Source organism: Pseudomonas sp. B2M1-30 (genome assembly GCF_025447575.1).
GTDB lineage: Bacteria > Pseudomonadota > Gammaproteobacteria > Pseudomonadales > Pseudomonadaceae > Aquipseudomonas > Aquipseudomonas botevensis.
The window spans coordinates 433,546-456,715 of the sequence record NZ_JAOEJT010000001.1 but is presented as its reverse complement, the minus strand read 5'-3'; the positions used below and the strand labels follow the sequence as shown (position 1 = coordinate 456,715).

18 protein-coding genes are annotated in these 23,170 nt (G+C 60.1%); 6 read left to right on the top strand and 12 right to left on the bottom strand.

Annotation, left to right across the window (positions count from 1 at the left end; genetic code table 11):
• Nucleotides 1-84: 84 nt before the first annotated feature.
• The gene (locus N8H74_RS02095) at nt 85-2,007 is read left to right on the top strand and encodes an acetyl-CoA hydrolase/transferase C-terminal domain-containing protein (protein WP_262146021.1); all 1,923 of its coding nucleotides are present in this window, start codon (nt 85-87) and stop codon (nt 2,005-2,007) included.
• Between the two features lie 439 nt (nt 2,008-2,446).
• Here N8H74_RS02095 and N8H74_RS02090 read toward each other — a convergent pair whose 3' ends face one another.
• The gene (locus tag N8H74_RS02090; RefSeq protein WP_262146020.1) at nt 2,447-3,031 is read right to left on the bottom strand and encodes a hypothetical protein; all 585 of its coding nucleotides are present in this window, start codon (nt 3,029-3,031) and stop codon (nt 2,447-2,449) included.
• Nucleotides 3,032-3,483: 452 nt separating this feature from the next.
• Here N8H74_RS02090 and N8H74_RS02085 point away from each other — a divergent pair, with 452 nt between their 5' ends.
• The gene (locus tag N8H74_RS02085; RefSeq protein WP_217829246.1) at nt 3,484-4,632 is read left to right on the top strand and encodes a hypothetical protein; all 1,149 of its coding nucleotides are present in this window, start codon (nt 3,484-3,486) and stop codon (nt 4,630-4,632) included.
• Nucleotides 4,633-4,689: 57 nt separating this feature from the next.
• Here N8H74_RS02085 and N8H74_RS02080 read toward each other — a convergent pair whose 3' ends face one another.
• Both N8H74_RS02080 and rep read right to left on the bottom strand, forming a co-directional pair.
• Nucleotides 4,690-5,262: a xanthine phosphoribosyltransferase gene (locus N8H74_RS02080; RefSeq protein ID WP_217829247.1), complete on the bottom strand. Its 573-nt coding sequence runs from the start codon at nt 5,260-5,262 to the stop codon at nt 4,690-4,692.
• A gap of 57 nt (nt 5,263-5,319) precedes the next feature.
• A complete protein-coding gene (gene rep / locus N8H74_RS02075; protein WP_217829248.1) occupies nt 5,320-7,329 on the bottom strand; it encodes a DNA helicase Rep in 2,010 nt (669 codons plus the stop codon).
• A 266-nt stretch (nt 7,330-7,595) separates the two neighbouring features.
• Between rep and N8H74_RS02070 the strand changes: the two genes are divergently transcribed.
• Nucleotides 7,596-9,269 (top strand): bifunctional diguanylate cyclase/phosphodiesterase, encoded by a 1,674-nt coding sequence (locus N8H74_RS02070; protein ID WP_262146018.1) that lies wholly within the window; start codon nt 7,596-7,598, stop codon nt 9,267-9,269.
• Nucleotides 9,270-9,328: 59 nt separating this feature from the next.
• Here the strand turns inward: N8H74_RS02070 and N8H74_RS02065 are convergent, their stop codons facing one another.
• Complete coding sequence (locus tag N8H74_RS02065; protein ID WP_217829250.1) at nt 9,329-10,723, bottom strand: NorM family multidrug efflux MATE transporter; 1,395 nt, start codon at nt 10,721-10,723, stop codon at nt 9,329-9,331.
• Between the two features lie 156 nt (nt 10,724-10,879).
• Here N8H74_RS02065 and N8H74_RS02060 point away from each other — a divergent pair, with 156 nt between their 5' ends.
• Together N8H74_RS02060 and N8H74_RS02055 are read left to right on the top strand one after the other, a co-directional pair.
• Entirely contained in the window at nt 10,880-11,800 is a 921-nt protein-coding gene (locus tag N8H74_RS02060) for a LysR substrate-binding domain-containing protein (RefSeq protein WP_217829251.1), read from the top strand.
• A gap of 186 nt (nt 11,801-11,986) precedes the next feature.
• Entirely contained in the window at nt 11,987-13,963 is a 1,977-nt protein-coding gene (locus tag N8H74_RS02055; protein WP_217829252.1) for a methyl-accepting chemotaxis protein, read from the top strand.
• An 11-nt stretch (nt 13,964-13,974) separates the two neighbouring features.
• Here N8H74_RS02055 and N8H74_RS02050 read toward each other — a convergent pair whose 3' ends face one another.
• From N8H74_RS02050 to N8H74_RS02020, 7 genes are all read right to left on the bottom strand, one after another.
• Nucleotides 13,975-14,688 carry a phosphocholine cytidylyltransferase family protein gene (locus tag N8H74_RS02050; protein ID WP_262146017.1) on the bottom strand — a complete coding sequence of 238 codons (714 nt, stop codon included), beginning with the start codon at nt 14,686-14,688 and terminating at the stop codon, nt 13,975-13,977.
• Nucleotides 14,685-15,305, bottom strand: a complete 621-nt coding sequence (locus N8H74_RS02045) for a gamma-glutamyl-gamma-aminobutyrate hydrolase family protein (RefSeq protein ID WP_262146016.1) — start codon at nt 15,303-15,305, stop codon at nt 14,685-14,687. Before N8H74_RS02045 ends, N8H74_RS02050 begins: the two co-directional genes overlap by 4 nt.
• Nucleotides 15,302-17,617, bottom strand: coding sequence for a PEP-utilizing enzyme (locus tag N8H74_RS02040; RefSeq protein ID WP_262146015.1), 2,316 nt, complete (start codon nt 17,615-17,617; stop codon nt 15,302-15,304). Before N8H74_RS02040 ends, N8H74_RS02045 begins: the two co-directional genes overlap by 4 nt.
• 6 nt (nt 17,618-17,623) lie before the next feature.
• Nucleotides 17,624-18,373 carry a methyltransferase domain-containing protein gene (locus tag N8H74_RS02035; protein WP_217829256.1) on the bottom strand — a complete coding sequence of 250 codons (750 nt, stop codon included), beginning with the start codon at nt 18,371-18,373 and terminating at the stop codon, nt 17,624-17,626.
• Nucleotides 18,370-18,948 (bottom strand): adenylyl-sulfate kinase, encoded by a 579-nt coding sequence (locus N8H74_RS02030; RefSeq protein ID WP_225929804.1) that lies wholly within the window; start codon nt 18,946-18,948, stop codon nt 18,370-18,372. The genes N8H74_RS02035 and N8H74_RS02030 overlap by 4 nt, the downstream gene beginning before the upstream one ends.
• A 43-nt stretch (nt 18,949-18,991) precedes the next feature.
• On the bottom strand, nt 18,992-20,158 hold the full coding sequence (locus tag N8H74_RS02025) for a hypothetical protein (RefSeq protein WP_262146012.1): 1,167 nt from the start codon (nt 20,156-20,158) through the stop codon (nt 18,992-18,994).
• A 360-nt stretch (nt 20,159-20,518) separates the two neighbouring features.
• On the bottom strand, nt 20,519-22,012 hold the full coding sequence (locus N8H74_RS02020; RefSeq protein WP_262146011.1) for a YifB family Mg chelatase-like AAA ATPase: 1,494 nt from the start codon (nt 22,010-22,012) through the stop codon (nt 20,519-20,521).
• 210 nt (nt 22,013-22,222) lie between these two features.
• Here N8H74_RS02020 and N8H74_RS02015 point away from each other — a divergent pair, with 210 nt between their 5' ends.
• The gene (locus N8H74_RS02015) at nt 22,223-22,492 is read left to right on the top strand and encodes a HigA family addiction module antitoxin (RefSeq protein ID WP_217829260.1); all 270 of its coding nucleotides are present in this window, start codon (nt 22,223-22,225) and stop codon (nt 22,490-22,492) included.
• On the opposite strand, the gene N8H74_RS02010 is transcribed toward N8H74_RS02015, so the two are convergent.
• A complete protein-coding gene (locus N8H74_RS02010; protein WP_262146010.1) occupies nt 22,487-23,014 on the bottom strand; it encodes a Bro-N domain-containing protein in 528 nt (175 codons plus the stop codon). The two genes, N8H74_RS02015 and N8H74_RS02010, sit on opposite strands and share 6 nt — an antisense overlap.
• Nucleotides 23,015-23,170: the final 156 nt, after the last annotated feature.

Below are 23,170 nucleotides of genomic sequence, written 5' to 3'. Positions count from 1 at the left end.
ATTCGGGCCTGAGGCTGTTCATTGCAGCAAACAACCGGCAATCTCGGTCGTACCTCTATTCACGGAACGGGCGGGAGGCTTCAGATGGTGCAGTTGTGTTCGATCGAGCAGGCAGTGGACGACGTGCTGGCGCGGCTACCGGCGCATATCCATATGGGCCTGCCGCTGGGGCTGGGCAAACCTAATCCCTTCGTCAACGCGCTGTACCGGCGCATTGCCGGATTGCCCGAACGGCAGCTGACGATCTACACCGCCCTGTGCCTCGGTCGTCCGGCCTTGGGCGACGGTTTGCAGAAGCGCTTCATCGAACCCTTCGTCGAGCGGGTTTTTGGCGATTACCCGGAACTGGAATTCCTTGCTGATCTGCACCGCGACAGCCTGCCGTCCAACATCCGCATCGAGCAGTTCTTCATGCAGCCCGGCAGCCTGCTCAACAGCGCGCCGGCCCAGCAGGATTACGTCAGCAGCAACTACAGCCACGCCGCCCGCGACATCAACGCCGCTGGCCTGAACCTGGTGGCGCAGTTGCTCGCCAGCAGCAGCGAACACCCCGATCGCCTGAGCCTGAGCTGCAACCCGGACATCACCCTCGACCTGTTCCCGATGATCGCCAAACGCCGGGCGGCCGGGGAGACCATTCTGCTGGTCGGTCAGGTTCATACCGATCTGCCGTACATGCCCGGCGACGCCGAGGTCGATATCGACACCTTCGACCTGCTGATCGACGACAAGGACAGCAGCACCCTGTTTTCCACGCCGAACATGCCGGTGGGGTTTCAGGATCATTTCATCGGCCTGCACGCCAGCACCCTGGTACGCGACGGTGGCACTTTGCAGATCGGCATCGGCTCGATGGGGGATGCGCTGACCGCCGCGCTGCTGGCCCGGCAGGCGGATAACGCGGGTTATCAGGATTTGCTTGCCGAGGTGAACCTCAGCCAGTGGGCGCAACTGATCGAGCGCGAAGGCGGTGTCGGGCCGTTCGCCAAGGGCCTGTACGGTTGCAGCGAAATGTTCGTCAACGGCCTGCTGGTGCTGGTGGAGGCGGGCATCCTCCGGCGCAAGGTCTACCCGGACGTGTCGACCCAGCAACAGGCCAATGCCGGCACGCTGGATGAAGCGGCACAAACTGACGGGATCTCGGTGCATGGCGGCTTCTTTCTCGGGCCGCGCAGTTTCTACGAACGCCTGAACGAGTTGCCGCACAGCAAGCGCCTCGAATTCAACATGACCCGCATCAGCTACATCAACGAGCTGTACGGCCAGGAAGAACTCAAGCGTTTGCAGCGCCTCGACGCACGGTTCATCAACACGGTGTTCACCATGACCCTGCTCGGTGCCGGCGTGGCCGATCAACTGGAAGACGGGCGGGTGCTCAGCGGCGTCGGCGGGCAGTACAACTTCGTCGCCCAGGGCCATGCGCTGGAGGGCGCACGCTCGATTCTGCTGCTGCGCAGCTGGCGCGAATCCGGCGGTGAAGTCAGTTCGAACATCGTCTGGGATTACGGCCACTGCACGATTCCACGGCATCTGCGCGACATCGTGGTCACCGAGTACGGCATTGCCGATCTGCGCGGCAAGTGCGACGCGGCGGTGATCGAGGCGCTGCTCAACATCAGCGATTCACGCTTCCAGTCGGGGCTGATCGAGCGCGCGCAGAAAGTCGGCAAGCTGCCGAAGGATTTCCGCCTCGATCCGCGCTTTGCCTACAACACGCCACAACGCTTGCAGGCGATTGCCGCGCGACATCCGAATCTGTTTCCGGAGTATCCGCTGGGCTGCGATTTCACTGAGGTGGAACGCGATCTGCTGCGGGCGCTGAACTGGCTCAAGAGCAAGTTCAAGCTGACCGAGATTCTGGAACTGGGCAAGGCGGCGCTGGACGCGCCAGAGGCTTCATTGTTTCCGGAGCACCTGGAGCGGATGCAACTCACCAACCCGGACGGATTGAAGGAAGAGCTGTTTCAGCGGCTGTTGCTCACGGGCCTGAAGGCTACCGCGCAATAAAACTGTGGGAGCGGGTTTTGCTCGCTCCCAAACAGGGATTGCCGGAATACTGTCGCGACATGATTTTTCGCTTCTGTTTTCTGCGGACCTTCCAATTCAGCTAGTGGATTGGACCGACACTGACGGAGGGGCTAAGAAAGTCGATGTGGAATCCACTGGATCCGTCACCGATAGCTAAATGGACACCACTGATTCCTTCATTCATCTGCGAGTTGACCCTGTAATCGATGCTCGATGAAATTTCTTCGTTCACCCCAATGGCGAACTCTGTCAGCTTAAGTCCGCGAGAACCTGCTGCGAGATCAAGAAGTTTAATTTGCTCCTCGTTGTTTAATTTTAATGAAGTGATTGTGTTGTCACTTATTGATAAAAAAGCACCTTCTATGGATATTCGATCGCTCAGCCATTTCAGGGAGGCTCTCAAACCCTCTGGCAATATTTAATTGTGTTTCCTGAGTACCGTTAAAATTCCTGCCACTTTTAATGTGCCGGTGAAAGAAAATGGGCAAGGTTCCTGAGCGTTCATGTGTGCGTAATGGACTTCAAAGAATTCCGCAACGGACTGAACAAAATTTTCAGAGATATCTTCGGAAAGAAGTGCATAGGGCTGTGCATGGGGGAGAATTGAAACCGTCGCATCTGCCTCGTTACCATACAAGGAAAAGTCGTGGTTTGAATTCAGCATGTTCAGTACAGATCGTTGCGTGCGAAGTGAACGATCGAAATCGCTGTTGAGCAGAAGCCTCAGGCTATAAAGCGCAGTGGGTAATGTCGGCTCGAACACTTGGGTCGCACAAAAGATGCTTTTTTTGGTTTTGGTATTTTTTGCAATCTCAAAAGTTCTTTTTGCAGCAGCATTGCTGAATGAAAAAACAATGCTGCTTTTGGGCAGCTCCATCAGTTCCGAGATATTGGCCGTTTTGAAGCCCCAGAGCTTACATTCCTGAAGGAAAGAGTCCGAGTCAGCAATGATTGATGGCTCTTCATCGCCGAAGAGGGTTGATATCATTCTTGAAGGTGACATTTAACTCTCCAGATTGAAAAGTGCGCGGCAAGGTTGTTGCCGCGCGTTAACGTTGGTTAGTCTTCAGTGTGAGCCCATGCCAAAGGCGCCCAGCCGAAGTTCTCCGGGCCGGAAGTGATTCGAGAAAGATTTTCTTTGACTACTTTTCTATTTTTCATCTGATCATCCTCTTTTGATTTTGTTTTCTATCCCTGGACGTCCCGGGAGTGGAAATTAATACATGGTTTTTTCATGTGCAAAATAGATATTTTTAAATTTTAAGAATGAATTTATCTTTCTGTACTTTTGGAATGTCTGATTCAGTTATTTGTGCCGGTATTTCTGTAGTCCGGTTCTGAAATTTTAATTGTTTTGATTTTGTTCTGGTGGCAGCTGGTTTTCTGTAGTTAAGGTGTATTTATGGGGCTGCTATTTTTGTAACGCTATATAAACCATTAATTGAGGGGCGCTTAGTGCATATATCAAAGAAGTATCTGACAGATGCATCTGTCCAACAGGCCTTGCTACTGACTGATCTGACCGAAAAAAATCACCCCGATCATGCCGTCCGGTTACTAATGAATGAAATCCTTCAAGGACTTGCCGAGAAGGGCTGGCCCCAGGCGCAGTTACAGACGGGGCCGAGGATCGTGTCTTCTGAAGAAAACTACGGATTACTCGGCTATGACCCGGCGGAGATCACACTCGGCAGCGCGCATACACGTTGGGTCGATGAGTATTCGCTGTTGCGGACGCAGACCACCAGCCGTATTCCGGTGGCGCTTCAACTGGCTGCCCAGGTCCGGCAACCGGGGCAGACTGTCTTGCTGGCCGCACCGGGAATTACGTTCAGACGCGACAGTCGGGACCGATGGCATTGTGCGGAACCGCATCAGATGGATGTCTGGGTGTTGGGTGATCCGGAACTGGCATCGCATGAAAACTTGTTGCGTCTGGTTGGCGATATTCTCGAATCAGCGGTTCCCGAAAAGTCTTGGGTCTACAGCGAGAGTCCACATCACTACACAGAGGGTGGGATTGAGGTGAATGTGTTGAACGACGCTGCGCCGGTTGAGGTGCTGGAGTGCGGTCGTATTGCGATGTCGCTGCTTGAACGCTTGAAGATTGACCCGCTGCGCCATGGTGGTCTGGCGCTCGGGATGGGGCTGGATCGCCTGACGATGTTACGCAAAGGCATTCCCGACATTCGCTTGCTGCGCGATCAGAATCTGCGCGTACAGGCGCAAATGCATGATCTGAATCCATGGACAGCGGTCTCTCGTCTGCCGTCGATTGCTCGCGATATTTCATTGGCGGTAACGCCAGGTCTGAGTGAGGAGGTATTGACCGAAAAGATGTTGTTGGCGGCAGGGGAGTGTTCTGACTGGATCGAAGAGATGCAGATCAAGGGACGTTGGCAATACTCGGACTTACCCGGGCAAGCGATTGAGCGTCTTGGGTTGCTGCCGGGCCAGGAGAATGTGCTTTTACATGTAGTGCTGCGTGATTGTTCGCGATCAATCACTACAGGCGAGGCGAATGCCTTGTATGCAGACATTCAGGTCGCGATGCACGAGGGCGCACCGGGGGCAGGGTACAGAATGGATCTGCCGAAGGTTTGAGGCCGGAACCAGGTTCGGTGTGGGAGCGGAGCAAGCCCGCCCCCACGGGTTTTGCAGTTACTCGATGAAAGTAACGACGCCATCCTTCAGGGACTTCACGCGCGCCAGCGATTCGACGCGGTAGCCCTGCGAGTCCAGCTCGGCGCGGCCGCCCTGGAACGACTTCTCGATCACGATGCCCAGGCCGGCGACGGTGGCGCCGGCCTGTTTGATGATCGAGATCAGCGCCTGGGACGCTTTGCCGTTGGCCAGGAAGTCATCGATGATCAGCACGCGGTCGCTGCTGGTCAGGTGACGCGGGGAGATGGCCACGGTGCTTTCGGTCTGCTTGGTGAACGAGTAGACGGTCGCCGACAGCAGGTTTTCGGTCAGGGTCAGGGACTGGTGCTTGCGGGCAAAGATCACCGGTACGCCGAGGTTCAGGCCGGTCATGATCGCCGGAGCGATGCCCGAGGCTTCGATGGTGACGATCTTGGTGATGCCCGAATCCTTGAACAGCGTGGCGAATTCGTCGCCGATCAGCTTCATCAGGGCCGGATCGATCTGGTGGTTCAGAAAGGCGTCGACTTTCAGGACCTGATCGGAAAGCACGATGCCTTCTTCGCGGATTTTCTTGTGCAGTGCTTCCATGAAGCGTTCCTCTACTGGCGCCATGTGCGCCGAAGGTCTAGTAAAAAGTGGTCAATTCTAGCGCTTTAACATCGCGCGTATATCGGCCAATGCGTTGTTGCCGCGCACGGCTTTGACTTCGGTCGGTGTGTCGTCGTTGCCTTCCCAGGCCAGATCGTCCGGCGGCAGCTCATCGAGGAAGCGGCTTGGCGCGCAGTCGATGATCTCGCCGTACTGCTTGCGCTTGGCGGCGAAGGTGAACGCCAGGGTCTGGCGGGCGCGGGTGATGCCCACGTAGGCCAGGCGGCGTTCTTCTTCGATGGTGTCGGCTTCGATGCTGGAACGGTGCGGAAGGATTTCCTCTTCCATGCCCATGATGAACACGTAAGGGAATTCCAGGCCCTTGGACGCATGCAGGGTCATCATCTGTACGCCTTCGGCGCCGTCCTCTTCTTCCTGCTGGCGTTCCAGCATGTCGCGCAGGACCAGTTTGCCGATGGCATCCTCGACGGTCATTTCGCCGTCTTCGTCCTTTTCCAGAGTGTTCTTCAAGGCTTCGATCAGGAACCAGACGTTGCTCATCCGGTAGTCCGCCGCCTTGTCGCTGGAACTGTTGGTGCGCAGCCAGTTCTCGTAGTCGATGTCCATGACCATGCTGCGCAACGCCGAGATCGGGTCTTCACCGGCGCACTGCTCGCGCACTTTGTCCATGAAGCGCTTGAAACGCGACAGGCGATCGGTGAAGCGGCTGTCCAGATGTTCGCCCAGGCCGATTTCGTCGGTGGCGGCGTACATCGAGATCTTGCGTTCGGTGGCGTAGTTGCCGAGTTTTTCCAGGGTCGTGGAGCCGATTTCCCGGCGCGGCACGTTGATCACCCGCAGGAAGGCGTTGTCGTCGTCCGGGTTCACGATCAGGCGGAAGTAGGCCATCAGGTCCTTCACTTCCTGGCGCCCGAAGAAACTGTTGCCGCCACTCAGGCGGTACGGCACCTGGTGGTGCTGCAATTTCAGCTCGATCAGTTTGGCCTGGTAGTTGCCGCGATAGAGGATCGCGAAATCGCTGTACGGGCGGTCGGTGCGCAAGTGCAGGCTGAGGATTTCCATGGCCACGCGCTCGGCTTCGGCGTCCTCGTTGCGGCAGCGGATCACGCGGATCTCGTCGCCGTGGCCCATTTCACTCCACAACTGCTTTTCGAATTCGTGGGGGTTGTTCGAAATCAGCACGTTGGCGCAGCGCAGGATACGGCTGGTGGAGCGATAGTTCTGCTCGAGCATCACCACTTTCAGGGACGGGTAGTCCTCTTTGAGCAGCATCAGGTTTTCCGGCCGCGCGCCGCGCCAGGCATAGATCGACTGGTCGTCGTCGCCCACCACGGTGAACTGGTTGCGCTTGCCGATGAGCATTTTCACCAGCAGGTACTGGCTGGCGTTGGTGTCCTGGTATTCGTCGACCAGCAGGTAACGCACCTTGTTCTGCCACTTTTCGAGGATGTCGGCGTGTTCCTCGAAGAGTTTCACCGGCAGCAGGATCAGGTCGTCGAAGTCCACCGCGTTGAACGCCTTGAGCGTGCGCTGGTAGTGGGTGTAGACGATGGCGGCGGTCTGCTCCTTGGGATTGCGGGCGTTTTCCAGGGCCACGGCCGGCAGGATCAGGTCGTTTTTCCAGGCGCCGATCATGTTCTTGATCTCGTCGACGCCGTCGTCGCCCGCGTATTCCTTCTGCATGATGTCCGTCATCAGGGACTTGACGTCGGTTTCGTCGAAAATCGAGAAACCGGGCTTGTAGCCCAGCCGTTCATGTTCCTTGCGGATGATGTTCAGGCCCAGGTTGTGGAACGTGCAGACTGTCAGGCCGCGACCTTCGCCGGCGCGCAGCAGGGTGCCGACCCGCTCCTTCATCTCGCGCGCGGCCTTGTTGGTGAAGGTCATGGCGACGATGTACTGGGCGCGGATGCCGCAGTTCTGGATCAGGTGCGCGATTTTGCGCGTGATCACGCTGGTCTTGCCGGAGCCAGCACCGGCGAGCACCAATAGAGGGCCGCCGACGTAGTTCACGGCTTCTTGCTGCCGGGGATTGAGTCGGGACATACGAAAATTCGGGAGTCGATGACGAAATGGGCCGGCATTTTAACAGGCTCAGCGATTTGTGCTGCTCTCTCCGACTTGTGACGCATCACGCGATTCAAATTTGCCGGTTTTGTTACTTTCACGCAGGATGCGCGGTGATTTTGCGGCTAATGTTCTCTTTCATGACAAAAAATCACAGGTTTTGATAACTGTTGTCATTTGGTCATTGGTCTGCACAACGGCATAATGCCCGCCGCCCACATCATTGCAGAGTCTAGGGAGCTAGCTTGTCTACGCCTGTCGAACCCTTGCGTTTGCTGCTACTGGCCGAAGAGCCAGCGTGGACAGCGTTGTTGCGCGAGTGTCTGGCTCCCATGGGGAGCACGGCGGTGCTGATCAGCGCGCCGAGCTGGGAATCGGTCAGCACTCTGTTCGAAGACAACCGCAACGCGGTGCTGTTGACCGTTCCGGCCCTGCAACCGGCGCCCGGCCGTTGCAGCCTGCCGACCGTGCTGCTCCTGGAACAGGAGCCGGCGACTCCGCCCGATGGCGTCAGCGACTGGCTGGTGCGCGACGTACTCGACAGCGGCATGCTGCGCCGCTGCCTGCGCCATGTGCGGGAGCGCGGTGTACTGGAAAACACCCTGCAACGCCTGGCCGAGCAGGACCCGCTGACCGGCATTGCCAACCGTCAGGGTTTTCAGACCTTGCTCACGGCGCGGCTGGCCGAAAACGACGGTCGCGGCCTGGCCCTCGGTCATCTCGACCTCGATAACTTCCGCCACGCCAACGACGCCCTCGGCCACCAGGCCGGTGACCGGCTGATCCTGCAAGTGGTCTCGCGGCTGAAAAGCCAGCTGGAGGCCGGCGACCAGTTGGCACGCCTGGGCAGCGACGAATTCGCCCTGCTGATCGACACCCGCCGCGCCCCGCAACGGGCCGAGTGGATGGCCGAGCGCATAACCGAAGCGCTGGCCGAGCCTTACTGGGTCGACGGCGAAAGCCTGTTGATCGGCTCCAGCCTCGGTATTGCCCATGCCCGCGCCCAGGGTGGCGCCGATCCGCTGATGTGGCACGCGCACATCGCCATGCAGCAGGCCAAGAGCACTCAGGGCTGCACCTTTCATATCTTCAACGAACGGATCAACCGCAACGCGCGGAGCATGGCCGATCTCGAAAGCGAGCTGCGCCGGGCCTTGCGCCGCGATGAGCTGGAGCTGCATTACCAGCCCCGGCTGAATCTTGAGGACGGGCAGATTGTCGGCCTCGAAGCCCTGGTGCGCTGGCGCCATGCCGAGCGTGGCCTGCTGCCGCCCAGTGAGTTCGTGCCGCTGGCGGAGCAGAGCGGGTTGATCGTGCCGCTGGGCTACTGGGTGATTTCCCGGGCCTTGCGCGACATGCAGGCGTTGCGCGAACGCGGCCTGCCGGCGCTGCACATGGCGATCAACCTGTCGTTCCGCCAGTTCCAGGACAGCCAGTTGCTGCCGACCCTCAGCCGTCTGATCGCCGAGCGCGGCGTCGAGGCGCAATGGCTGGAGTTCGAACTCACCGAAACCGCCGTGATGCGCCGCAGCGATCTGGTCAAACAGACCATGGACGCCCTCGGCCGCCTCGGCGTGCGCTTCTCGCTGGATGATTTCGGCACCGGGTTCTCGTCGTTCGTCCACCTCAACAGCCTGCCGATCACCCTGCTGAAGATCGACAAAAGCTTCGTCGGCGGCATGGAGCAACGCGAAGAGAACCGCAAACTGGTGCATGCGATGATCAACCTCGCGCACAACCTGCACCTGGAAGTGGTCGCCGAAGGGGTGGAAACCCCGGAGCAACTGGAACTGCTGCGCGGATTTGGCTGCGATCAGGTGCAGGGTTATCTGATCAGCAAGCCGTTGCCGCTGGCGGAACTGGTGGAGTATCTGACGTTTGGCTCCAGTCAGCAGCCAGCGCTGGAAATCGTGAGCTGAGCCGGTCCCTGTAACGAACAATCCGTTGGGAGCGGGCAAGCCCGCTTCCAACGGTCATCTTATTCAGCCTGCGCGATGTTGAAGCCCTGCGATTGCGGCTCCAGCCGAATCATCCGCTTCATCTTCCACTCGAACGCCAGTGTCAGGCTCACCGCCGCACAGGCCAGGCCCAGCGCCAGCCCCCACCAGACCCCGGTCGGCCCCCAGTGCAGATGGAACGCCATCAGCCATGCCGCCGGCGCGCCGATCAGCCAGTAGCAACCGAGGCCGACCAGAAACGTGGTCTTGGCATCCTTGAGTCCACGGATGCAGCCCATGGCGATCGTCTGCACTCCGTCGAACAGCTCGAACCACGCGGCCACCGCCAACAGGCTCACCGCCAGCCGAATGACCTCGGCAAACGCCGGGTCGTGGTGATCGAGGAACAGACCGATCAACTGATTCGGCAGCAGCCAGAACACCATCGCAAAACACAGCATCACCGTCGCGCCGAACGCGATGCCGACTCGCCCGGACATTCGTGCGTCGCCCAGTTGGCCGGCGCCGTAGTGTTGACCGATGCGCATGGTGATCGCATACGACAGGCCTGCCGGCACCATGAACGCCACCGAGACGATTTGCAGGGCGATCTGGTGTGCCGCCAATTGCGTGCTGCCCATGGTGCCCATGCACAGCGCCGCGAAGGCGAACAGCCCGACTTCCACCGCGTAGGTGCCGCCGATCGGCAGACCTAGGCGCCATAGCTCTTTCAGATACTGCCGGTTTGGCCGGGACAGCCCCTGGCGCAACGGATAGGCGTCGTAAGCCGGATGCCGGCGAATGTGCCAGGCCAGCGCCAGAGCCATGCAGTTGGCGACAATGGCCGTGACCAGACCGATGCCGGTCAGGCCCAGTTTCGGCAGGCCGAACAGGCCGGTGATCAGCGCGTAATTGAGCAGAAAGTTGGCCACGGTGCCGGCCAGGCTGATGACCATCACCGGTGTCGCCCGGCCGATGGCGCTGGTGAAACCGCGCAGGGCCATGAAGCTCAGATAGCCGGGCAGGGCGAACGGCAGGGCGATCAGAAACTGTCCGGCGGCGTTGACGTTGGTTTCGGTCTGGCCGAACAGTAGCAACACCGGTTTGAGGTTCCATAGCAGCAGCCCGGCGACCAATGCCATCAGCCAGGCCAGCCACAGGCCGGCCTGGGTCAGGCGCGCGGCGCCGAGGATGTCGCCGGCACCGTGACGAATTGCCACCAGTGTGCCGACCGCCGCGATCACACCGATGCAGAAAATCGACACGAACGAGTAGGTTGCCGCGCCCAGACCGCCGCCCGCCAGCGCTTCGGGGCTCAGGCGCGCCATCATCAGGGTGTCGGTCAGCACCATCAGCATGTGCGCCAACTGCGAGGCGATCAGCGGCCCCGCCAGCCGCAGGATGGCCCAGAGTTCGGTACGCACAGGTTGCTGCATGGTCATCACCCACAAAAAAGAGGGAACAAGAGACCGTCGATTCTCGGCGTTCATCCGGCTTCGCACAAAGGGATAAAAAGGATGGGTGGCATGATTAAAACTCATCCTTGGCGGATTCTGTTAAGTTGGCTGCACCCCGCCATCGGAGCTTTGCCCATGTCCCGCCGCCTTCCTCCCCTGTATGCCCTGCGCGCATTCGAAGCGGCGGCGCGGCACAGTTCGTTCACCCGCGCCGCCGAAGAGTTGTCGATCACCCAGAGCGCAGTCAGTCGGCACATTCGTACCCTGGAAGATCATTTCGCCTGTCGGCTGTTCCACCGCAGCGGGCGCAACCTGCAACTCACCGAATCGGCGCGTCTGCTGTTGCCGGGCATCCGCGAGGGCTTCGGTGCCCTTGAGCGGGCCTGCAATACCTTGCGCGCCGAAGATGACATCCTGCGCATGAAAGCCCCGTCGACCCTGACCATGCGCTGGCTGCTGGCGCGACTCAGTCGCTTCCGTCACCTACAACCGGGCAACGAGGTGCAACTGACCAGCGCCTGGATGGACGTGGACTCGGTGGACTTCAACGATGAGCCGTTCGATTGCGCCGTGTTGCTCAGCGACGGCCATTTCCCGCCCGACTGGGAGGCCAGCCTGTTGTTCCCCGAAGAGCTGATTCCGGTGGGGGCGCCGAATCTGCTCAACGATCAACCCTGGGACGTGGCGCGGCTGGCGGCCGCCGAGTTGCTGCACCCGACCCCGGATCGCCGCGACTGGCGCAGTTGGCTGGAGCACATGGGCTTGTCCGATCAGGTGTCGCTCAAGGGCGGGCAGGTGTTCGATACCCTGGAGCTGGGGATGATCGCGGCGGCGCGCGGTTACGGCGTGTCGATGGGCGATTTGCTCATGGTGGCCGAGGATGTGGCGCAGGGACGATTGAGCCTGCCGTGGCCGACCGCCGTCGCCAGCGGTCTGAATTATTACCTGGTGTGGCCGAAAACCCGCCCCGGAGGTGAACGTTTGCGCCGCCTCAGCGACTTCCTCCAGGGCGAAGTCCGCGCCATGGCGCTGCCAGTGGTTGCGCGCCTGGGCTGAAACGTTCGAGCCCGCATAATTACGGCCATCGCATCACCCTGCTGGCGACTCAAGTATTCGCTTTTACCGCCGACTATGTGCAAGTGGAACCGTCGTGCCGGTCTCCGCGATTCACCCCCACTATTAGAAAATTTCCGAGCAAGTGCCGCGATCAAGGAGGGTCCGCCGCTCGGCCAGGAGCTGTTCATGTCTCAACCTCGCGCCCGCATCGCCTCACAGCTGGGCCTCGCGCTCGCTGTGATTCTGGCGATTGTCATCAGCGGCAGTACGGTGTTCGCCCTGCGTTCGCTGGACAACGCCAACCTCGCCACTCGTGAAGAGCACCTCGCCAGCGAAGCGCGTCTGCTCGCCGACCAGTTGAGCACTTTCCACGGCACCCTGCGCGAGAGCACCCTGCGCCTGAGCGGGCTGTTCGAGAAACGCTTCGGCAGCGGCCTGAGCGTGCATCCGGATGAGCCGGTGACCGTGGCCGGCACTCAGACGCCGGGCCTGCACCGTGGCAGCGAAGTGCTGAACAACAACTTCAAGGAAGTTGATGAGTTCAAGCAGATGACGGCCGGTGTGGCGACGATCTTCGTACGCAGCGGCGACGAGTTCATTCGGGTCAGCACCAACGTCAGCAAGCAGGATGGCAGCCGCGCCATCGGCACGTTGCTCGATCATGCCAACCCGGCTTATGCACGGCTGATGGCGGGACAGAGCTATGTCGGCCGGGCGCTGCTGTTCGAGCGTCTCTACATGTCGCAGTACACCCCGGTGCGCGATGGCAGCGGCCGAGTGATCGCGGTGTTGTACGTAGGGTTCGACTACACCGATGCACAGAAAGCGCAGCTCGATAACTTGCAGCGCTTCCGTATCGGCAAGACCGGTTCTCTGGCATTGCTCGACGAGCAGAACAAATGGATGGTGCCGCCGGCTGGTGTCCAGGTGCTGGATCAGGCCGCGACGGTGATTGGCGGTCTGGCGAAGACGCCGGGCAAGGGTTCGTTCTGGAGCGACAAGTCCGAAGACTTCTACAGCGTTGCCGTGCCGTTCGAAGGCGGGCCGTGGTCGGTGGTGGCGAGCATGCCGAAAGCCGAAATCCGCGAGGTGACCTGGAGTGTCGGCACGCAACTGGCGATCGGCAGTCTGCTGGCGATGTTGCTGGCGGTGGGTTCGGTTGTGTGGCTGCTGCGCAGCAAACTGGCCCCGTTGAGCGATCTCGTGCGTCAGGCCGAAGCCTTGGGCGCCGGTGACCTGAGCGTGCGTCTGAATGTGTCGAGCAACGATGAAATCGGGCAGTTGGCCCGCGCCTTCAACCAGATGAGCCAGGCGCTGTCGACCATGGTCGAGCACATTCGCCGCTCTTCGGAAGAGGTCAATCGCCGTGCCCAGGCGCTGTCCGGTCTGTCCGGTGGCGCTTACGAAGGCATGGAGCAGCAGTCCGGCGAAATCACCAGCATGGCCGGCGCCGTCGAAGAGTTCAGCGCCACGTCGCTGAACATCGCCGACAACATGGGCAACACCGAGCGTCTGGCTCAGGAAAACGCTCAGCAAACCCAGATCGGCCGCACCTCGATGGACGAAGCGTCGTCGTCGCTGGAACAAATCGCTGCTGCCCTGAACAGCACGGCCACGGTGATCAACACCCTTGGTCAGCGCTCCCAGGAAATCGGTGGCATCGTCGGCGTGATCACCTCGATCGCCGAGCAGACCAACCTGCTGGCGCTCAACGCCGCGATTGAAGCCGCACGCGCCGGTGAGCAGGGCCGTGGTTTTGCCGTGGTGGCGGATGAAGTGCGTAGTCTGGCGTCGCGCACGCGTCAGGCGACCGACGAAATCTCCGGCATGATCCACAGCATCCAGCAGGAAACCGGCAACGCCATCAGCACCATGGAACAGGGCAACGTGCTGATGCAGGAAGGCCTGTCGCGCAACGCCAACGTGGCGTCGGCGCTGGCGCGTATCGACGAGCAGAGCCGTTCGGCGGGTCAGCAGTTCGCGGCGATCACCACCGCGACTCAGGAGCAGAGCAGCACCGCGACCTTGCTCAGCAGCAACCTGCAAAGCATTGCGCTGGCCAACAGCGAGCAGCGCGAGGTTGTGTCGAACCTCGCGGTCACCGCCAAAGAGCTGGAGAAGCTGGCGGCGGATCTGCGCTCCGAGGTTGACCGCTTCCGCTGAGGCGGCGTGGCTTACTGATAGAGGGAGAGGTCGTCACTGGAGTCGACCTCGCCCCATTCTCCCGCGTAGGCAACAGCTTCGATCGGCACTCGACCGGCATCGATGACCCGTTGCAGGGTGTTGGTCATGTGCATGCTGTCGCGCTGCGCCGGGGTCAGTTGCGCACGCAACCGGACGACTTCCGCCCAGCCCTCGGGCGTGAAACGCAAAAGCCCCATGTATTGACCCTGAACGTCCTCCGCCGACTGCGGCTTGTTGCCGATCTCGACCAGGGTGTTGGCGTCGGTCAGGCGGAATGTCTCGGCATCCAGCAAGGGGTCGCCGAAACGGTCAGTCCACAATTGCAGCCAATCCGGATCGTAGGTAACGGCCAGCGTGGCCGTGCTGTTCATCAGCGACTGAACGGCCGTCGGGCTGTAGAAAATATCCGAATAGCTGACGATGCACGGTTGGTCCTGTAGCCAGGCCTCGGCGCAAGCCAGTGACGAAACCATGTTGGTGTCTGCCCAGCGCGGGTTATGAAACTCGCTCAGACCACGATCCGCCAGCCGTTCGCGCTTGTAGCCGGTTACCACCGCGATGTCGTGGATACCCGCTGCGCGCAGCGATTCCAGTTGCCACTCCAGCAGCGGTTTGCCGCGCAGCTCGACCAGGCACTTGGGGCGCTCATCCGTGAGGCTTTTCATGCGACTGCCACGTCCGGCAGCCAGAATAATGGCTTTCACTTCACTTCTATCCCATGGTTTTTCGAGCGAGGCTCGTTGAACAGTCGCTGTATTCGCTGAATGTCGTGCGCCGCAAATTCGGCCTCGCGCTCGGGGTGCCACATCCAGCCTTGCCAGGACCGGTGCAGATGCCGGATCGCTTCGATTTCCCCGTCCTCGCTACGCGCCAGCACTTCAAAGTCCTGGGGGCAGCCATCCAGAGCGAGGCTGTGATAGCTGTTCACTTCTGCTTCGATTTGCCCGGACAGTTGATGACGGGTTCGCACATGGCCGGCTACCGGTTTCAGCCCGCCACCTGACCAGTGCGCCAGCATCTGCATGCCCCGGCAGATACCGAGAACAGGCAACGCTTGAGCGCAGGCATGCTCCAGCAGCCCGGCTTCGGTGACGTCGCGGGCCGGGCACTGACCGATGTCGTTGCCCCCGGAAAGCACCAGGGCCTGAGGCGCTACCGCCGTGAGCCATTGCTCGAGGGGCAGCCGAGGCTCGTTGGGCACCGGCACCGGCATGAACCCGGCCGCCAACAGAAACCTGACCAGGCGCTGGTCCAGTGCATCGCGGCGTTCGCCGCGATCCGGGTGCAGATCCACGCGCTGGCTGACCGCGATCACCTTCATGCCATCATCTCCACTCGGCGCCCCGGACAATCCAGATGCAGGAAGTCCGCTGTCGACCAGCGTCGGTAGAGCACTTCGCCCGCGCCGATGACCGCCGGCAGGCCGAGTTCACCCGCACGGATCGCCATGTGCGAGTTGGCGCCGCCCCAGGCGGTAATCAACCCGGCGATCGGGTAGGCGAACAGCCAGTCGAAGCCTGGGTCCGCATTGGGAATGCAGACAATGGCCCCGGCGAGTTTTTCCCGGTCATCGCATTGCACCACGGGGGCGGTGACGCGTTTCTGGGTGATGAAGTTCGGCGCGGTCTCCGGCCACTCGAAGCTCCAGATATCCTCGGGCCGGGTAATCACCGGCGGCAGGGACACCTTGAGGGTCTCGGCGTAACGCGCCTTGCCTTGCTCGATGCTGCGCAACAGCACCTCTTTCGGATCCGCCGCCGCCACCTGCAGCTCGGTAAAGGCGCTGATGTCGCAGTAGGCCAGGTCTTCGCGGCCGATGCCGTGCTCGGCGCCTACCTGGGCGATCAACGCCAGGGCATCGGAGAGGTTGCGGGTGAAATGAAACTTGGCCAGTTCCCGAAGTTCGATGCCGTTTTGCAGGAAATCCAGCAAACCCACCGGGTCCGGCTCCAGGCCATGGGCCTCCAGCAATTTCACGATCTCGCGCATTTGCGGCAGCGTCAGCGAAAACGGCCGAAGAGGTTCCGGCGCGGCAGGGCGTTGATCCCAGTCGAAGTAAAGCTGCGGCGCCTCATCGTAACGAGGTGACAGGATGTCGTAGGTGCCCGGCCGCAAATGCCCGTAGCGCGCCAGGAATGCCGCCTTGTCGAGGCTCGCCCGGTCGCGTGCCAACTGGCCGCTGACCGTGGAAACTCCGGCCATGAACGCATCGTAGTCCGCTTGCGAGAACACCCCCACGCTCACCAGGGATCTGAGCATCTGTACCGCCACGAAACCCGCGCGGGCGAGGCCGGCGAAGGGCAGGGTGCCGTAGCGTTTCGCATCTTCCAGCAGCCAGTAAATACGCTCCAGGGGATCGGCGCCGGACGTCAGCAGCTCTTCGCGACGGGCATTGAGTACATCGAGCTTGCTGGCATCGCTGCGCCACAGCCCGTCCTTTGGATGCACGATCCGGTTGGTCAGCTTGCGCAGGCTGGTGCTGATCGCCTCCAGTTCCTGCTCGGAAAAGCCTGCGCTGGCCAAGCGCTCCAGCTGTTGCGACAGGTCCAGGGTGTAGCAGGAGAAAACGATCTCGAACTCCACCTTGTCGTGCAGGGTCGGCTCGGCCAGCAAGCGATCGATGTAGTAATCGACCAGCCGCCCGGCCAGCCCTTCATCGAGGTCCGCCGGAATGAAAGAGTTGAACGACAGGCGCACATCGATATACGGCAATCCGAAAAAGTGCGGCATCAGCGGAAAGCTGCGCAGGTTGCGGTAGCCGTAGTTGTGGCGCTGGTAAGCCCAGATAGAGTCGGTCACCAGATCCCGATACAGCGAAAGCGCCAATGGTTTGGGACGAATGCCGATGATTTCCGCCGGGTTCCAGTCAGGCATCACGCCATAGACCGTGCGCTGGCCGATCAGGAATGGGTGCGGGCGCATGCCGCGAGTCACCTTGCGCTCGATGTTTTCCAGGCGCGCACGCTGGGTTGCGTCGGGCTCCGGGCCGAAAGGCAAAATCAGCGGGCGGGCCTGCAACAGCCACAAGGTTTCGCCTTCGGCTTCGCGGGTGACCGCGAACTCGCAGTCGACCGGCGCTGCGCCAAACAAGCTCAGCAGCTCTTCGAGCAAGACAACCACGGGTTCCAGCGCTGCGGGTGCCGGAACCCTGCTATGGGCCGCCTGCTGCCAGAGTCGGCCACCCATGCCGCCGGTGACCGATGCCGTGTCGCTGCCTTCTGACCAGTTCACCACCCGATACGGCGCACAGGTGTTCGGGTCATGGGAGAAGGCAACGCCTGCGCGAACCACGTTGCACAGCATCGGCTGGATCAGGATTTCGTCGGCCGGGTACACCTCGCCATAGCTGGCGATGACCTGTTCAATGGCCGCTTCCAGCCCTGCCTCATCGACATTCGCAATCGACAGGAAAGCGCCCGCGAAGGACGCCTGGGCACTGTCCTCGCGTCCGCAACTGGAGCGGACGATCCACGGCGCGGCGGGCAGTTGCCCCTGTACGCGTGCGGCACAGGCTTGCCGATCCGCTTGCCAGTCCGCCACGGTGAACACCAGCAGCGGAGCAATCCGGGCCGATGCGAGCCGCCCTTGCAGGGACGACAGCGTGCCGGCCTTGGTTGAGAAATGCAGGGCCATCGGACGTTATCTCAGTTGCGCGACCCAGATGTTCGTCGAATACGGGATCTGGATCGAAGGCGTGCCGAGGCTTTGCAGGTAGTCGTCGATGGCGTCGATCACTTCATGGAAGTTCGCCCCGGCCTGACGCTCCAGGGTCGCGTGCGAACGCCAGGCTTCCAGGCACTCCGCAATCGTCTGCTCATGAATGACTCGCGCATCCAGATGCACCACCGGGCCGAACAGTTCGCTGGCGTCGATCACGGCCGTCTGGTCTTCACGACGGGTGCCGTAGCCGTAACCTGCTACGCGCTCCTTGATGATGGCTTCGATCCGCGCCTGGATCGGGTCGTCCAGGTGACGGTGGTTCCACATGCAGGCGAACCAGCCGCGTGGCTTGAGGATGCGCGCGGTCTCCTTGAGCGCCTGCTGACGGTCGCAGACGTTGAAGGAACTGCCGAACGTGACCATGTCGAACGCTTGCGAGGCTTGCCCGGTGACTTCGCCGGTGCCTTCGTGCCAATTCACGTTGCCCAGGTCGGCGGTACGTTTGATGCCGTTGGCGCGCATGGCGTCGTTAGGCTCGACCGCGATCACGTCCAGGCCACGGGCGGCCAGCATCAGCGTCAGGTGCGCGACACCGGCGCCGACGTCACAGAACTTGTCGCCCTGTTCGGCGCCAGCGATCGAAAGCATGGCGTCGATGGCGGCGTCGGCGTAGTCAGGACGCTTCAAGTAAGCATCGGCCAGGGTGGTGTAATCCCATTCGGTTTTCATGCGGTAGTCCTTTCAATCAGCGTATTGACTAAATGTTCTGCAAGTTCTTGTGCGGAGCGGTGGGCGTCGAATTCAACCCGGCAATCCGCCGCTTGTGGCTCGTCGACGGGCAGGTCGAGCCCGGCGACGTTCTGCAGTTCGCCAGCATCGAATCGACGGTAGATTCCCTTGGGATCCCGGCGGCGCAACTCTTCCACCGGCACCCTCAAATAAATTTCGAAGTAGCCGGGGAGATGGCTGCGGTTCCATTCGTGGACTTCACGAAACAGCGAAATGGTCGCGATAACCACCGTTTGCCCCTGTGCCGCGATCATTCGGCAGAGGTGGGCGTATTGCATCGCCAGTGCCAATCGGCCTTCGCGGCCATGGTTTTGTGAGCTGGCTGCCGCCGCGCCGAATACCTCGCGCAATTCGTCGCCATCCAGCATCACGACCGATTGGCCGTGGCTTCGCAGTCTGGCAACGAGTTCGCGAGCGAGGGTCGACTTGCCCGCTCCTGAAAGGCCGGTGATCCAAATTACCTGTCCGCCGGGGTCACATTTCATATTGGTCTGACTTGGTTCAGTGTGAGTCATGGCGTGTTGAACCTTGCTCAGGATCAACACGCTTTATCTGTTTTCAGTCCCGCTCGGTGATATTGCCAAAGGAGTCGATAGTTGACTGGCAATACATCGATTCATGCTGGTTTTCGATCAGGTCGTGAAACACATCCTGCGGTAACGGCAAGTTGCTGTACTGCGTTTCGTAGAACTTCTTGTAGATGAAATAACTGTCTGCAGGGGTCAACAGACTGAATCCTAGGGCCAACTCTTTAAGTTCTTCGCTGTTCTTGGCAATGGGCAGCAAATTGTTCATTTGCTGGAGCCAGATATCGACCGTGGGATTGTTCTGTTCGGTGGTCGGAACGTAATAGATGGGCAGCTTGCCCGAGTTGAGCATGAACGAAACACCGCCGGTGGATGCATCGGTAATGATCGTGTCGCACTGCTGGTAGAACGCGGTGCTGCTGGTGCCGGGCTTGTCGAGGGTGATCCAGTCGTAAGCGGCAAGCTGACTGCACAAGTCTTTAAGAGTCGGATGCGCAAGGTCGGTCATGTAAGGGCGCAGGATGAATTTCGCATGGGCAACCTGCGACTTCACGGCGTTGATCACGACTTGCAGGTTTTCGTACAGGGATGCGCCGCCGGGGCAGATGCCCAATTGTGTCGGCAGGAGCCCGACAACATAGTCACCGGATGTTTTGTTCGACGCGGGGGCAACATCAAAGAACCCTGGAATCTTGACGGGCAGGGTTGCGACCGGAGTCGTCTTGCGCATGTCCGAGCGCAATGCGATGCCGTCGGCAATCAGGCATTTCAGCTTCTTTCTGTCGACTCTGTAGCGCTGCAGGCCGGTTTTGAGCAGATCAAAACCCGATCGGGATGACGCAATGACCACGTCCCAATAGGACGTCAGTTCGGAGTAGTAATACTCGTCCTTGGTGGGCATCCCGACGTTGCCGTGGGTAATGAAAATGCCGAAGTTGGAATCGTCGAGGAGGCGGCCCACCCAGGCATCGTTGGAGATAACGATTTCAGATGCCAGGTTCGAGAATACCTCTACGTTCACCTGCTCGACCGGGTAATCCAGTATTTCTTCAGCTTCCTGCCTGCTCAGGCCGGTCTGGTCTGTTTGCAATACGATGCAGTTGTAGGTGTTGCGCAGGGAGTTGAGTGCCGGGATCAGGTACTCGAGATACGTCTTGCCACCGCTTTTTACATTGTTGATGAGATAAACGTTTTTCATTATAAGAGCGTGCTTCCAGTGTTTGCTGTGGCAAAACAATGTTTAAACAATAAGCGCGCGGGTAAATGCAGAATTTATGATATCCGGGCGCAGTATTAATAAAGTCTTCATGGCCAACTGTATTGGGTTGGTTGTTTATGAAGGCTGGAATGTATTAATTATGCTGAACCCGGCCGGGTGAAGAGATCTTGTCCATGATGTGCCGCTTCCATTGATGACTTTAAATTCAAGCCGTAACTAAAATGTTGATGTTCAACGCAGAGCGCCGTCGTTATATCACACATTGGCGAATGGCTATCAGTGCGCGGGGTGTTTATTTTCACTCCGTGAGCGCGCCTGCAAATGAGGTTTGCGTGCGATTTATTGCGTCGCCGGCCGATATTGCAGGGCCTCGGCCAGATGCTCACGCGTGATCGCATCGATTTGTTCAAGATCGGCCAGTGTTCGGGCGACCTTGAGCAAGCGATGCGCCGAACGCAGCGACAGGGTCAGCCGCTCGCATGCTGACTCCAGCCAGGCTTCATCGGCTGTGGATAACTTGCAATGCTTGCGCAGCTTCGGCAGGTCGAGGAATGCGTTGGCGCAACCCTGACGCTTCTGCTGGCGTTCCCTGGCCTCGGCGACTTGCGCTGCCGCGCTGGCGCTGTCTTCTCCCGGTTTGACCGTCGGATTCAATGCGGTGGTTTCCCGTGCAACCGTCAGGTGCAGATCGATCCGGTCGAGCAGTGGTCCCGACAGTTTGTTTCGGTAGCGCTGCACCATGTCCGGCGTGCAGGAGCAGCGCCCTGTCGGCTCACCAAGATATCCACAGGGGCAGGGATTCATCGCGGCTACCAGTTGGAATCTTGCCGGAAAACGCACCCGCTCCTTGGCCCGGGAAATGACGATATGCCCGGACTCCAGTGGTTCGCGCAGAACCTCCAGCACCTTGCGATCAAACTCCGGAAGCTCATCGAGGAACAGCACGCCATGGTGGGCGGGGGTGATTTCGCCGGGTTGCGGTTTCGCGCTGCCGCCGACCAGCGCCGGCCCCGATGCCGAGTGGTGCGGTTGCCGGAAGGGCCGCTGCGGCCAATGGGTCAGAGGCGCGCCGCTGGCGACGGATTGAATTGCCGCCACCTCCAGCGCTTCGCTCTCGGCCAGCGGCGGCAACAACCCCGGCAAGCGACTGGCGAGCAATGTCTTGCCCGTTCCCGGTGGCCCGCTGAACAGCAGGTTATGCGCACCCGCCGCTGCGATCAGCAGCGCGCGTTTGGCCGCCAGTTGACCCTGTACTTCGTTGAGATCGGGGTAAGGTTTGGCGGCATGGATCAAGCCGTCCGAGACATAAGGTTCGACCGGCGTATGCCCGTTGAAGTGGGCCACCGCTTGCAGCAGGTGATCCACCGCGATCACTTTCAATCCCGACGCCAGACAGGCTTCCTCGGCATTCGCCCGTGGCACCACCAGCGTTCGCCCGGCCTTGCGCGCGGCCAGCGCCGCCGGCAATACCCCGCGTACTGGCCGCACCGCCCCGGAGAGCGCCAGTTCACCCAGGCACTCCACCTCATCCAGCGTCAGACATGGCACCTGCACACTGGCCGACAGAATCCCCAGCGCAATCGCCAGATCAAACCGCCCGCCATCCTTGGGCAGATCCGCCGGCGCCAGATTCAAGGTGATCCGCCGCGCGGGAAACTGCAGCCCGGAATTGATGATCGCGCTGCGCACCCGATCCTTGCTCTCCTTCACCGCCGCCTCGGGCAGGCCGACCATGGTCAGCGAGGGCAGACCATTGGCCAGATGGACTTCGACAGTGACGGCGGGGGCATCCACGCCAACCTGGGCGCGGCTGTGGACAATGGAGAGGGACATGGTCGTTCCTTGAATTGAATCGGGGGGCCGCTTCCTGCGGGTTTTTGAAGGATAGTTGGGAGAGCGGATGTTGAAGGAGCAGTGCGGGGGTAAAACTTCACTGGATGTTGCCAAGGCGCTTCCCCCTAAGTTTTTATAGGGGCCTCGCTAGACTTCATCTTGAGGATTTTTTACTCGACTTCCTTCCCCTGCAGCCTCTGGAGGCGAAAATTGAACCGCAATGGTATGCGCCCGATTCATCCGGGAGAGGTTCTGAATAAGGAATTCATGGAGCCGTTGGGCATGACTGTCATGGATCTGGCCATGCCCACGAAATGGCCCGAAAGTGAAATTGAAAAGCTTGTGAAGTGCCAGATCAGGATCTGCGCCGATCTGGCAATCAGACTTGCCATTCATCTCAACACTACGCCTGAGTTCTGGCTGAATCTTCAGTCGACTTACTATTTGCGCAGGGCTCAGGTCAGGCATGCGGGCTTATAGCGATTGAAGCATCCGCGAAGCCTTTTTCCACCAACCCTCCGTCACTGGGCGCTTTCGATCTTCCCGTTCTACCACCATCAACGGCACATCCTGCAACCGAATCCACGGCTGGTTATTCCAGTGCAACAAACTCAATGACATCTGCGGCCAGTCGAGCAGGCTCAGTTGTGGGCGTTCGGGAGCGGTGGGGTGTTGGGCGTCACGCAAGGTGGGAACGACTTCGTGGGTGAGCCATTCGCGTAACGCTCGGTGTTCGGGGCAGTAGTGGTAGATGAGGAGGGCGTAGACACCGGATTCGCTGATGAGCAGGGTGTTTTCGATTTCGCCATGGATGAGGGTGCGGGTGGTCTGGTGTTGGTCGTGGTCGAGTCTGCGCAGGAGGCGATCATTGAGGTGAATGCGTAGTAATCGGCCGAGGTCGCGGGCGCAGAACCAGGGTTGGTTCTGGATCAGGAGGGCGTGGACGGGGAGTCTATGGCGGGTGAAGACGTTGGGTATCAGATAGTTTTCATCGTGATTCATTGAACAGCTCCTTTTGCTATAGGACCGCCCCAATCGTCGCCAAACAATTGGGTGGCAGTTGTACGCAGGTTGGCGAACCGGAGCAAAAGGAATCCGGCAGACCCTGAGGTCTCCCACGCACAACCGCCATGACTCTATGTGGCGGTAAATCCAGCC

Coding starts and splice junctions, on each gene's coding strand:
- N8H74_RS02040 (WP_262146015.1), bottom strand. CDS start 17,617: ATGGCCCTGCATTTCTCAACCAAGGCCGGCACGCTGTCGTCCCTGCAA.
- N8H74_RS02080 (WP_217829247.1), bottom strand. CDS start 5,262: ATGGAAGCACTGCACAAGAAAATCCGCGAAGAAGGCATCGTGCTTTCC.
- N8H74_RS02030 (WP_225929804.1), bottom strand. CDS start 18,948: ATGACTCACACTGAACCAAGTCAGACCAATATGAAATGTGACCCCGGC.
- N8H74_RS02020 (WP_262146011.1), bottom strand. CDS start 22,012: ATGTCCCTCTCCATTGTCCACAGCCGCGCCCAGGTTGGCGTGGATGCC.
- N8H74_RS02010 (WP_262146010.1), bottom strand. CDS start 23,014: ATGAATCACGATGAAAACTATCTGATACCCAACGTCTTCACCCGCCAT.
- N8H74_RS02055 (WP_217829252.1), top strand. CDS start 11,987: ATGTCTCAACCTCGCGCCCGCATCGCCTCACAGCTGGGCCTCGCGCTC.
- rep (WP_217829248.1), bottom strand. CDS start 7,329: ATGTCCCGACTCAATCCCCGGCAGCAAGAAGCCGTGAACTACGTCGGC.
- N8H74_RS02065 (WP_217829250.1), bottom strand. CDS start 10,723: ATGCAGCAACCTGTGCGTACCGAACTCTGGGCCATCCTGCGGCTGGCG.
- N8H74_RS02025 (WP_262146012.1), bottom strand. CDS start 20,158: ATGAAAAACGTTTATCTCATCAACAATGTAAAAAGCGGTGGCAAGACG.
- N8H74_RS02060 (WP_217829251.1), top strand. CDS start 10,880: ATGTCCCGCCGCCTTCCTCCCCTGTATGCCCTGCGCGCATTCGAAGCG.
- N8H74_RS02095 (WP_262146021.1), top strand. CDS start 85: ATGGTGCAGTTGTGTTCGATCGAGCAGGCAGTGGACGACGTGCTGGCG.
- N8H74_RS02035 (WP_217829256.1), bottom strand. CDS start 18,373: ATGAAAACCGAATGGGATTACACCACCCTGGCCGATGCTTACTTGAAG.
- N8H74_RS02090 (WP_262146020.1), bottom strand. CDS start 3,031: ATGTCACCTTCAAGAATGATATCAACCCTCTTCGGCGATGAAGAGCCA.
- N8H74_RS02045 (WP_262146016.1), bottom strand. CDS start 15,305: ATGAAGGTGATCGCGGTCAGCCAGCGCGTGGATCTGCACCCGGATCGC.